We start from the raw sequence: 13,154 nt of genomic DNA on the forward strand, positions 1-13,154 counted from the left end.
ACTCCAATAAAAATATAATAGTTTAATGCTTTTTAACTTTCCCTTTTGGGCAAACATTTTGGTCTGAAGGGACGTTGAGTATAAATTCTTTAGCTTATAGACTTAATTTATAGGAGGAAGCGGTTTCTTCAGCAAAACCAAATTTGTTGAATTGCTGAAAAATGGGGAAGTAACATTACTTGTTTTACGTTTTTATAAGGAGGAGTTAGGGTCTATGGGTAAAAATAATAGATTTGGACGCGCAAATAAAGTTAATGAACACTATAAAATGTACAAGGCTGGCAAACATTGGGTTTTTGCTAGCTTAGCTATGCTTTCATTAGGAATTGGCGCAGTTGCTCAAACAACTGATGCTAAGGCCGCCGAAGTTACTGAGTCAACCACTAATGTGACCGCAACTAGTAGTGGTGCGGTTTCTAATTCAGTGGCCGCTACCAGCGGTGCAACTTCAGAAGTGGCTGCTGATTCAAGCTCGGTCACCGAAAGCAAACCAGTAGCAAGTTCTGCAGCAACTAGCGTGGTCGCTAAAGATTCTCGTGCTGCTGAGGCAACTGCCCAAAGTGCTACCGTCGCTAGTGTTGCACCAGCAAGTGCCAACGCAACTCAGACTGCAGTGAGTTCCGCGGCCACAAGTACGACACCCGCGAGTTCTAGTGCAGCTAGCAGTACTGCACCAGTCAGTTCTGTGGGCCCAAGTTCAGTAGCAGCCGTTACTGCCAATCCAGCGACCAATAATTCAACGGCCGTAAGTTCAGCCACCGCTGCTTCAACTGTTGCTAGTACAAGTTCTGCAGCTACAGCAACTAATTTGGTGAATCCAACTAGTAAAGAAATCGATGCGGCCAAGGCCAGTGCTAAGGCCATAAGTGAAAAAACTAATCAACCAGTAACCGTTACTGCGGTTGCCGCTGCTGCAGTAGCAGATCCTGACAGCCAAATGTACAAAGATGGTTATATGCAGGCTGGCTGGGATTTACAAAATAATAAAGGGTTGGCTTCTACCGGCAATGTTGCCAATGGGATTGGACAGATTGTTGTTAGCTATACACTATACAGTCAACTTTATGGTTTAGGTAAAGTCTATGAGGCCGGTCGAATTGCCAATGGTGTTGATACTGAAAAAGATATTCATTATGAAGTTCCGAGCAATGCAGGTGCAACCAGTATTACTCATCAAAAAGTAGACAACGTCAATATCTCTGACTATGCTGCAACCGATACGCCTTATGGCATTGATATCACTAACCCTAGTGCTTGGTGGATCGATTCCGGTAGTACAAACACAAAGAATAACGGTGGCGATCTAAACTATCAAGCCGGTTATCAGACATTTATTAAGCAATGGGCGAAAGCCACCGATGCATTTTATACTGCTTTAGCTACGAACCTGAAAAAAGACGCTGATACTTACGCAAATTCAATTGCTTATGATAGCGATGCCAAATCAGGTTCCAATATGCCTTTAGATGTCTCTGGGACCAAATCTAATGCGTTTAATAATTCTAATAAGGCCGTCTACGCAATGTATCAACAGGCGGCCACCGATGCGATGGCAACCGTCAATGACCCAACTTCGCCAAATTATGTTGCTGATAATAATGACAACCGTAATGATCCACGGGATGCGATTCAACAGTCGTTAAACGATGTGGTTCACGTTTGGAATGCTTATATTCCGTTATTCCAACCAATGATCCAATCTTATTTGGAAAAAGCAATCATGGGTAACCCAGTCTCATTAGGCGGCCAAAATGATTTTGATGTGCAATTCTTGAATGATGGGACGACCTTTGCTGATATCACTTATACGATTATGAATGGTTTTAAATATGGTCCCAATGGTGGCCTTTACGGTGCAATTGGGAGTATCAAGTTCCCTCAAGAAATTTTCTCCCAGTACGTCACTAACATTTACACTGCAATCCGCAGTGTCATTGAAAGAGCCGACTATATTGCCTCGATTGATGGCGAAAATGATTACCTCTATGATCTCTTGGGTCAAGGTGATATTACTGGAACAGGTTCAGCTCTTGCAACATCAGATAAAACAACAACAAGTGGCAAGCTCTCGTTTGATAATGATGCTAAAAAAGAAGATACAACCAAATTATCACACGATGGTTTCTACCAAACGACACAACAGTATTTAAATAATAGTACTGAATCAATTAAGAAGGCGGCGTTTGATGCGGCCATTAATGGGCAGGCAGAAGACGCCAGCGCCTATTTACTGACCAAGGCCAACACAGGTAATGCCGCCGTCATCATTGATAAGAACGGTAATGAGTACGCCGACTATTCAGATAGTTTGACTGACACCAATAGCCTGATTAAATCAGTCTACGATGCTGAGTACCAAGCGGTTCTTAAAGCAATTGCGGATTACACAAATGATCCCAACACTAAAAAGAGTTATGAAATCGTCTATACCCAGTACCCTGATGGCTCATACTCGTCTAAATGGGTTCAAACGGCTGCTAATGACGGTACCTTTATGTGGACAAGTCCGGTTTCAATGAATGATACGAAGAACTGGTACACGCCTAATATTGGGCAAACAACTGACTATAATGATAGTCAGGCCGATGCGCGAGCGAACCAGTATTCATCCTACACGCTGGATGTTGTCGATTACGACAATATGTTCAATTATTTAGCGGCCAATGATACGGCCACGGCCAACGTCAGCTACGTTAACAACGCTACTGGTAAGGTAGTTAATGATATTCAACCAATACTAGGTGTTGTAGGCGATGCTAAAACATACGTTGTAACGGCACCTGAAGGTTTTAAAATTGATGACCCTAACTATACCGATGGTCAAACTGTCACTATTAACCTCACTGATGATGATACTGATGATATTGCAATTCACGTTACTGCGATCATTTATACGCCAGATAATCCAGGCGACGTTACCGGTACTGGTGTAACTTACCTCCAGGGAACTGCCAACGAAAAAATCACTTATGTTAATGCTGAAGGTGTCACTGGTAAAGTGCCAGCCGACGAAACCCAACCAACGGTGAATATTTACCGGACAGCACACTTGGATGATGATGGTAATGTGGTTTACACAAACTGGACTACGGACGCAAGTGGGACTTCAGCGGATGATGCAACCGTCTTTACTGCATACACGCCAACGACCACTAAACCAGGTTACCATGGAGCAGTTACCGGAACCACGATTAATGACAAGGCTGCGGCCGAAGCTAATCCGGATATTACTGGCGCTTCCTTTGGCAATGAGCGTTCAACTGTTCCGGCGGATAATAATCCATCAGGCGGGGACGATGATAACGAGTATCTAGGTAAAGAAACTGAAGAAATTTTTAATGTTGTCCGAACCGTTGAATTAAGTGCGGACAATATCGTTCAAAATAAGGAGACCGTTAAAGTAACCCAAACGATCCATTACACAGGTGCTGGTGACGCTACTCCTCCCGATAAAGCGCAAACGGTTGAATATAAACTAGTTACCAATGAAACAACTGGTGAAGTATCATGGACACCACAAGGTAATTATGGCGCCATTACTAGTCCTAAAGTTTTGGGCTACACACCTGATCAGGCAACCGTTGCAACGGTTAATCCTGCTGCAGTTATATTGGCTAAAGGTGAAACACCGGAAAATACAACAATTACAGTTAATTACACGGAGGATGAAACGGTTACGGTTGACCCGACAGATCCTAAGGACCCAACCGATCCAATTGATCCAACTGATCCGGAGGGACCAAAGTACCCAGCAGGTGTGGATGAAAGTGATCTAAACAAGACGGTTAGTCGAACGATCACGTATAACGTGGTCACTGATCCAACTTTACCAAAAGTAACAACACCAGTAATGGTTACTCAAACTGGCGCTTATACGCGAACAGCAATCGTAGACGCCAAAACTGGCGAATTCTTACGCTATGGTGACTGGACATTGAGTACTAATACTGACGCTGATGAGACGAATGATGGCTTTACTGCTGTTACCAGCCCACACGTACTAGGCTATACGGCTGATAAAAATGCCGCCGCAGTTGAATTAGACAATGACGAAGTAGACGGTTTTGCGGCCGATACAGCTAATATCAAAGTTACCTACACCAGCAATGGTGGAACGACTGTTGAACCAACTGATCCAAAGGACCCAACCGACCCAATTGATCCAACTGATCCTGAAGGGCCAAAGTATCCAGCAGGTGTGGACGAAAATGATTTAAACAAGACAGTTAGTCGGACAATTACCTACAACGTAGTCACTGATCCTGCCTTGCCAACAGTAACAACACCAAAAACAGTTACCCAAACTGGTAAGTATACACGGACGGCAATTGTTGATGCGAAGACTGGCGAATTATTAGGTTATGGTGACTGGACGTTAAGCGCTAATAGTGATCAAGATAAGACGAATGATGGCTTTACGGCCGTTACCAGCCCACATGTACCAGGTTACACGGCCGATCAAAATGCCGCGGCGGTTGAATTAGGCAATACCAAAGTAAACGGTTTCAAGGCAGATTCTGCCAATGTTAAAGTTACTTACACCAGCAATGGTGGAACAACCGTTGAACCAACTGATCCCAAAGACCCAACGGACCCAATTGATCCAACCGACCCTGAGGGACCAAAGTACCCAGCAGGTGTGGATGAAAATGATCTGAACAAGACAGTCAGTCGGACAGTTACTTACAATGTAGTCACTGATCCTGCTTTACCAACAGTAACCACACCAAAGACAGTTACCCAAACTGGTAAGTACACCCGAACAGCAATCGTTGATAGCAAAACGGGTGAGTTATTAGGTTATGGTGATTGGACGTTAAGCACCAATGACGATAAGAATAATACCAACGATGGCTTTACCACCGTTAAGAGCCCAGCGGTACCAGGTTACACGGCTGACAAGGATGCAGCAGCAGTAACCTTAGGTAATAACGAAGTTGACGGTTTTAAAGTTGACTCGGCTAATGTCACGGTTAATTACACCAGTGATGGTGGTGTCGTTGTTGAACCAACCGATCCCAAAGACCCAACTGATCCAATTGATCCAACCGACCCTGAGGGACCAAAGTACCCAGAGGGTGTGGACGAAAATGATCTAAACAAGACAGTCAGTCGGACAGTTACTTACAACGTAGTCACTGATCCTGCTTTACCAAAAGTAACAACACCAAAGACAGTTACGCAAACTGGTAAGTACACCCGAACAGCAATCGTTGATAGTAAAACGGGTGAACTATTAGGCTATGGTGACTGGACATTAAGTGCTAATAGTGATCAAGATGAGACCAATGATGGCTTTACTGCCGTTGTTAGCCCGCACGTACCAGGTTATACGGCTGATAAAAATGCCGCGGCGGTTGAATTAGGCAATACCAAAGTAAACGGTTTCAAGGCAGATTCTGCCAATGTTAAAGTTACTTACACCAGCAATGGTGGAACAACCGTTGAACCAACTGATCCCAAAGACCCAACGGACCCAATTGATCCAACCGACCCTGAGGGACCAAAGTACCCAGCAGGTGTGGATGAAAATGATCTGAACAAGACAGTCAGTCGGACAGTTACTTACAATGTAGTCACTGATCCTGCTTTACCAACAGTAACCACACCAAAGACAGTTACCCAAACTGGTAAGTACACCCGAACAGCAATCGTTGATAGCAAAACGGGTGAGTTATTAGGTTATGGTGATTGGACGTTAAGCACCAATGACGATAAGAATAATACCAACGATGGCTTTACCACCGTTAAGAGCCCAGCGGTACCAGGTTACACGGCTGACAAGGATGCAGCAGCAGTAACCTTAGGTAATAACGAAGTTGACGGTTTTAAAGTTGACTCGGCTAATGTCACGGTTAATTACACCAGTGATGGTGGTGTCGTTGTTGAACCAACCGATCCCAAAGACCCAACTGATCCAATTGATCCAACCGACCCTGAGGGACCAAAGTACCCAGCAGGCGTGGACGAAAGTGATTTGAACAAGACAGTTAGTCGAACGATTACCTACAAAGTAGTTACTGATCCAGCTTTGCCAGCAGTAACAACGCCAAAGACAGTTACCCAAACTGGTAAGTACACCCGAACGGCAATTGTTGACACTAAGACAGGCGAATTACTAGGTTACAGCGACTGGAAATTAACGACTAACAACGATAAAGACGATACTAATGATGGCCTGATCGCCATTAAGAACCCAGCTGTACCAGGTTATACGGCTGATAAGACAGTTGCTGATGCTAAATTGGTCGATGATGCAATTACTAACTTTAAGGATGGCTCAGCCGATCTCACCGTTAATTACACTAGTAATGGCGGAACGACTGTTGAACCAACTGATCCAAAGGACCCAACCGATCCAATTGATCCAACTGATCCTGAAGGACCAAAATACCCAGCAGGTGTGGATGAAAATGATCTGAATAAGACGGTTAGTCGGACAATTACCTACAAGGTTGCTACTGATCCAACTTTGCCAGCAGTAACAACACCAAAGACAGTTACCCAAACTGGTAAATATACCCGAACGGCAATTGTTGATAGTAAAACGGGTGAGTTATTAGGCTACAGCGACTGGAAATTAACGACTAATAATGATAAAGACGATACCAATGATGGCTTGATCGCAGTTAAGAATCCGGCAGTACCAGGTTATACGGCTGATAAGACGGTTGCTGCGATTGACTTGGCCGATGCCGATATCACTGATTTTAAGGCTACATCAAAGGATATCACGGTTAATTACACTAGTAATGGTGGCGTCACGGTTGAGCCAACTGATCCCAAAGACCCAACCGATCCAGTTGATCCAACTGATCCTGAAGGGCCAAAGTACCCAGCAGGTGTGGACGAAAATGATTTGAACAAGACAGTCAGTCGAACAATTACCTACAAAGTAGTCACTGATCCAGCCTTACCAGCGGTAACAACGCCAAAGACAGTTACCCAAACTGGTAAGTATACCCGAACGGCAATTGTTGATGCCAAGACCGGTGAATTACTAGGCTACAGTGACTGGAAATTAACTGCTAATAGTGATCAAGACGATACTAATGACGGTTTTACTGCCGTTAAGAATCCGACTGTATCAGGCTACATGGCCGATAAAACGGTCGGTGCGACTGAATTAACTGATGCCGATATTACTGGCTTCAAGGCCGCCTCAGCAGATATCACGGTGACTTACACCAGTGATGGTGGCGTTATTGTTAAACCAACTGATCCCAAAGACCCAACTGATCCAATTGATCCGAATAATCCTGATGGACCAAAATATCCAGAAGGTGTCAGTGAAAGTGATTTGAATAAGACAGTCAGTCGGACAATCACCTATCAAGGCGCTGGCGATGCGACACCAAAGACGGTTACGCAAACTGCAAGTTACACGCGGACAGCAATTGTTGATGGTAAGACCGGTGAACTATTTGGTTATAGTGACTGGGCCCTAGCAACAAGTAACGATGGAAACAGTACAAATGATGGTTTTACAGCCGTTATTAGTCCAAAAGTGCTGGGCTATACTGCCGACAAGAACGCCCCAGCCGTTACATTAACTAATGATGAAGTCACAAACTTCAAGGCTAATGCAGACAACGTAACAGTAACCTACACAAATGACGATAGTATCGAGGTAACTGAACCAACTGATCCAACGCAGCCAGTTGATCCAAGTAATCCTGACGGGCCTAAGATGCCAGAAATCACTGCCGCTGATTTGAATCAGACAGTTAGTCGGACAATTACTTACAAGATCAACGCAAGTAAAAATCCTAACGTACCAGCCACTCCGCAGACAGTTACGCAGACGACGAACTTCAAACGAAGTGCAATTGTTGATAGTAAGACTGGTGAATTACTTGGCTTTACTGATTGGGTAATCGATGGAACAAATAATCTGGCTAGTGTTGCTAGTCCAAAACTTGAAAATTACATTTCAAGTCAGGCCAATGTTGCTACTGTCACATTAGCAAGTGCTGATATTGACGCAATTCGCTCTGGAAAAGGCCAGAATCTTAACCAAACAGTTAGTTACACTTTCAACGGGACGTTATCCACTACTAAGGATCCAGACGGCGGCACAACTACCGTAACGAAGAATCCAGATGGTGAAGTTACTGATATTAATAAGACGTGGCCAGACGGCGATAATACGCACGTTCATGTCGATGTTGATACTGGTGATGAAACGATTGTTGAAACGCCAAATGGCAAAGACTCACTACCGGCAATCACATTGCATCCTGGCGAAACGGCAACGATTGGTAAAACAACGGTTACGAATGACAAACCAAACGGCGTTGTTTCCATGACACATGATTCAGGCAACGGTGATGGTCCATTTACCGAAAGCGTTCATTCGGACGGCTCACTCACGTATGCTTACGCTAATAAAGGTAAGGGCACGGCTACAACTACGCCTGGTGAAGGACAACAATCCAATGAACAGGCAACCACTGTACAAACGGCGTTTAAGACAACGGCGAAACCAGTTGTTAAACTGGCTGGTGACGCAACCAGCTTGAAGAAGTCGACAACGACGGATAAGCACAAATTACCACAAACAGGTGAAAACGCTAATGGTTACTTGGCTATGATTGGAACGTTCCTTCTTGGACTTGCTGGCTTAGCAGGTGCTGGAAAGAAACGGCGCCACGAAGATAAAGATTAATCGAATGAAAAATTAATGGTTATTTTCGATTAGCTAATGGCAAAAGGTTTTTTAGCAAGCAATAAAAGAGAAACAGCAAAAACTATGACGATAGTTTTTGCTGTTTCTTTTTCTGGTTAATTTTCTGCGGCAGAGTAACTAACGTATTGCCGGATTTCAGTCAATATTTTAGCGGTAATTAAAATAGTTATGGCTTGAATTTGCTAACCAGAGAGTGGTTAGACTTGTTCTCAGAATTTGAACGCTTTTTGAAACACTTCCTATAATAAAAATAGGCTTCCAAAGCACGATCAAAACGACTAAACTAATTCTAAGTCTTTATAAAGGAGCAACGAACTAATGCGTATTTTTCTTAAATCAATTCCCATTCCCATCTGCGGCCTTTTTTTGGCCATTGCTTCCTTAGGTAACTTAGCAAAGGATTATCAACTAACAGTTCTTGCTAATATACTGGGACTTGGCGCCGCAATTGGGATCTTGTTTGTCATCTTAAAATTAATCTTTGATTTCAAGGACAGTGTTCAGGCGCTGAAAGACCCAATCATTGCTTCGGTGGCGCCTAACTTTTCAATGGCCATCATGGTGCTGGCCACGTATCTAACGGACTTTAAGCACTTAGCCACCAGTGTTTGGTATTTAGGCGTGATCATCCAACTTGGGCTTATGCTTTACTTCACGTATTACTTTGTGCTGCGTAAAAAGGTGACCATTACGCAAGTTTACCCTAGCTGGTTTATCGTCTACGTTGGGATGGGGGTCATACCAATGACTTCCGCAAGTTTTAACCCGACCTTAGGCCACGTTGTACTGTGGCTAGCCGTTATCTTTTACCTAATCTTGTTACCAATTGTGTTGCGCCGGGTATTTAAAATCAAAAAAATGTCCCAGCGAACTTTACCCTTAATTACAGTTATTGCGGCCCCAGGATCACTTTGTTTAGCGGGCTACATGAAAGGCTTTACGTACCATAGCTTTTGGCCGTTGCTAGGTCTGCTGGTTCTTTCACAGTTAATGTATTTCTTGGTGTTAGCACTGCTGCCACGCTTGTTGCAAACTAAATTCTCACCAAGTTACGCGGCGTTTACCTTTCCACTAGTCATTACAGCGATTGCCATCACTGCCGTTCGTGATCTTTTCATTAAAATTGGTTACCAAATAATATCACTGAACTTGCTGACGATTGTAGAATCAATTGTTGCAATCCTCATTGTGGGGTACGTCCTAGTTTGCTATGTCCGTTACCTTTATCAGGAAAATCGAAGTAAAGTAGGCGAAGATGCTAATTAGAGTTTGATCATCTGCGACTGAAAAACTATTTCATGTTGTTTTGGGCTTTTCCGGTGACCTTATCATTATCGTAAATAATAATAAGATTGGCGCCTTGCTTGCCAGCAACGCCAGTCAAATATTCCGTAACGGTTGTCTTTTTTCCGTTATTTGAAGTAACACGCACGGCGTTGGGTTTACCAAGTTTTTTCGTAACTTGCTGGTAACTCTGACCGTTCTGGAGACTATTGAATTGGGCCAAAGTGATTTTATTCGCGCGCGTGACCTGAATACCGGTTAGATTCTTATCAACTGCATGATTATGCACAAAAGAAATGGTCATTTTGGCATCAGGGCCACTGCCACGGATATTGGACCAAGTTTTTACTTTAGTAGCGATATTATTGCTTGCGGCATCGCTTGTTGTGCTTGGCTTACCAAACTTTTGGACTAAACTCATGTAAGTTGTCCCGTCACCACCGCTCTTGGTTAAATTACCAACTTTAATATTATTGTAGCTTTCCGCGGTAATATCGCTAACTAAATTCACTTTTGCGTGGGTACTCTTTTTAGGCGTTGTCTTCGCTGGTGCACTGCTGGCTGCTACCGTTCTATCAGTAGTAGATGAGTTATTTTTAGAAATGAAATTACTGATATCACCAGCGACTAAAAGTATCACGATGACAATAAGAATCCAAAACCAGCGTTGTTTATAAACTGGCTTCTTTTCTACGTAGACAATTTCATTTTTGTGTTTACCTTTTTTCCACATAAGCTAGCTCCCTTGCTGAATTAGATATTCGATAGTCTATTTTCTGAGAAGTGATCAAGTTTGAAATTAAAATTTAGTAATGGAACGATGATCTTTACTCGATTATAGTGCTTTTTTGTATTTTTTTAAATTTGTTTAGAGAGACGCTATTAGAATTGACGTTGGGTAGTGATTTAAGTTTAGTTTTAATTTAGGTGTAAACGTGTTTGAAAAAGCAGATTCCTGCGTATAGCTACGCCAGTCGAACGATCCGCTGCGCGTCTCTTTTCGCCTAGCTGCCATGTTTCTTGCGGTGACCGAGACGGGCTTAGTCGAGGAAACACAGTTATGGACTTTATAACTGTGCTCCCTTGTTTTCGCCACAAGAATGGTCAACGTCCGTAGCATCAAAGAATATTAGCGCTCTTTGCTAATATTCCTCTTCCATTGCGGAGTAGTAGGCTATACTCCATAATCTGAACGCTTTTTCAGGTACTCTGGTGTAAACGTGTTTGAAAAAGCAGATTCCTGCGGTTAGCTACAGCAGTCACTTCGGCCGCTTCACGGCCAAAGCGCCTACTTAGGCTAATCCTCAGAATCTAACCGCTTTTTCAAACACTCTCGAGTTTAGTAACTTTCGTAAATACGTATAAAGTATATAATAGAAATGTCATGAAAAAAGCAGGAAACATCTTTAAATTTATAAAGATAGGAATCCTGCAAGTATTAGGAAATAAAGATTAGAGAATTCAGGAGGTTCGTATTAATGTCAATGATTACGCTCAAATCAGATCGTGAAATTCGCGGTATGCAGAAGTCTGGTGCCGTTTTAGCTGGGATGCACCTTGGATTACGGAAGATTATCAAGCCTGGGATTTCCAGCTGGGACATTGAAAAATTTGCTGTTCGTTATTTTGCAGAAAATAACGCTAAGCCTGAAGAAAAGGGCTTTGAAGGCTATAAATATGCCACTTGTGTCAGTATCAACAATGAAATCTGTCACGGTTTCCCCCGGAAAGATGTTTTGTTGAAAAATGGCGACCTAGTGAAAGTCGATACCGTTGTTTCCGTCGATGGCTATATGTCTGATTCTTGCTGGGCCTACGCTGTTGGCGATGTCAGTGATGAAGTTAAGAAGTTGATGGCGGTAACGAAGAAAGGGCTCTATTTAGGCATTGATCAGGCCGTGATTGGCAATCGAGTGGGTGATATTGGCCACGCCATTCAGACCTACGTTGAAGATGAGAATGGTTACGGTGATGTTCGTGAATACGTTGGCCACGGTATTCAACCAACTATGCACGAAGATCCGATGGTACCAGGTTACGGTACTGCTGGCAAAGGATTACGTTTACGCGAAGGGATGACCATTACGATTGAACCAATGGTTAACGTTGGTGATTGGCACTGTGACAGTTCTGCACCAGATGGCTGGACCGTGACGACGGTGGATGGTTCATTAAGCTGTCAGTACGAGCATACGTTAGTAATCACCAAAGATGGTCCTAAGATTTTAACTTCACAGGATCCTGAAGAGGACGCAAAATATTTATTACCAAAGGATTTTTAGAGTGAGTTACTAGCGTGGTTGAAAAAACGGTTAGATGCTACTTCATCTACTGAGGATGATTACTGGCTTCGCTGATGATGGCGATCGGACTAGGATAAACTGAAGTCCGAGTCGCAGTTAAGTACGTTTATAATCTTAATGCGCCATCTGTTGTCCATTCAACTAGGGCGAAAATCGTCAAGGAGCACAGGGATAAAGTTCATAGCGGCTTGCGGATAAGTTCGTCGCGGTCACCGCACCGCAGGAATCTGTTTTTTCAAACACGCTTCCGCTAAATTAGCTAGGTGAATACTAATACGGGTATTTTTCAAACACTTCTTAGATTCACGTGATCGTTTTAAATCAGTTGTATTTTTGAACGTTCAAAATATGAAAATAAGATATTTTTCGAAGTAATAAGTATGTGAAAAATTTGGTCAAAGTGAGACAGACTTTTTTGTCATTTCACTTTTGGCCAAATTTTTTTATTTACACAAATGCGAAAATAGTTGTAATTTTTTGTAGTCAATTTTAGTGATTTAGTTTATTAAAATTGACTACGACTGAATTTTAAAGTTATTGAATCATTATTTATTTGTAATGATAGAGAAATGTGAGCTTTTTAAACCTTGATTTAGAGGCGGTCCTACGGCTTATGGATTTTTCAAATCGATAATGGGAATAATGTAAAAACTTTTTTTTGAAAGTGGGTCGTATTGCTGCTTTGCGGATTTTATGTTAAAATAAAGTATATCAACTAAGCCTAATTGTTAATTTATAATTAAAATTTATATATTAATGACTTAAACTTGGTTTTTGAAAATTTCTAGGCTAATTGCTAGTTTGGCTCTTCGTCAACTGTTGTTGGTGAATCCAGATATTAGAGTTCTAATCACTTTGTGATTAGGGCTCTTTTGGTG

4 protein-coding genes are annotated in these 13,154 nt (G+C 42.6%); 3 read left to right on the forward strand and 1 reads right to left on the reverse strand.

What is annotated here, in order from left to right; all coding sequences use genetic code 11:
* Positions 1–214: 214 nt before the first annotated feature.
* Positions 215–8,668 (forward strand): mucin-binding protein, encoded by an 8,454-nt coding sequence (locus tag EKM98_RS03190; protein ID WP_125980526.1) that lies wholly within the window; start codon positions 215–217, stop codon positions 8,666–8,668.
* A gap of 339 nt (positions 8,669–9,007) precedes the next feature.
* Positions 9,008–9,955: a TDT family transporter gene (locus EKM98_RS03195; protein WP_125980528.1), complete on the forward strand. Its 948-nt coding sequence runs from the start codon at positions 9,008–9,010 to the stop codon at positions 9,953–9,955.
* Positions 9,956–9,980: 25 nt separating this feature from the next.
* Here EKM98_RS03195 and EKM98_RS03200 read toward each other — a convergent pair whose 3' ends face one another.
* On the reverse strand, positions 9,981–10,706 hold the full coding sequence (locus EKM98_RS03200) for a DUF3862 domain-containing protein (RefSeq protein ID WP_125980530.1): 726 nt from the start codon (positions 10,704–10,706) through the stop codon (positions 9,981–9,983).
* Between the two features lie 751 nt (positions 10,707–11,457).
* Here EKM98_RS03200 and map point away from each other — a divergent pair.
* The gene (map, locus tag EKM98_RS03205; RefSeq protein ID WP_125980536.1) at positions 11,458–12,255 is read left to right on the forward strand and encodes a type I methionyl aminopeptidase; all 798 of its coding nucleotides are present in this window, start codon (positions 11,458–11,460) and stop codon (positions 12,253–12,255) included.
* Positions 12,256–13,154: the final 899 nt, after the last annotated feature.

Origin of the sequence: Loigolactobacillus iwatensis, from assembly GCF_003950295.1 — a bacterium.
In the GTDB taxonomy this organism is placed as follows: Bacteria; Bacillota; Bacilli; order Lactobacillales; family Lactobacillaceae; genus Loigolactobacillus; species Loigolactobacillus iwatensis.

Coding starts and splice junctions, on each gene's coding strand:
- EKM98_RS03190 (WP_125980526.1), top strand. CDS start 215: ATGGGTAAAAATAATAGATTTGGACGCGCAAATAAAGTTAATGAACAC.
- EKM98_RS03195 (WP_125980528.1), top strand. CDS start 9,008: ATGCGTATTTTTCTTAAATCAATTCCCATTCCCATCTGCGGCCTTTTT.
- EKM98_RS03200 (WP_125980530.1), bottom strand. CDS start 10,706: ATGTGGAAAAAAGGTAAACACAAAAATGAAATTGTCTACGTAGAAAAG.
- map (WP_125980536.1), top strand. CDS start 11,458: ATGATTACGCTCAAATCAGATCGTGAAATTCGCGGTATGCAGAAGTCT.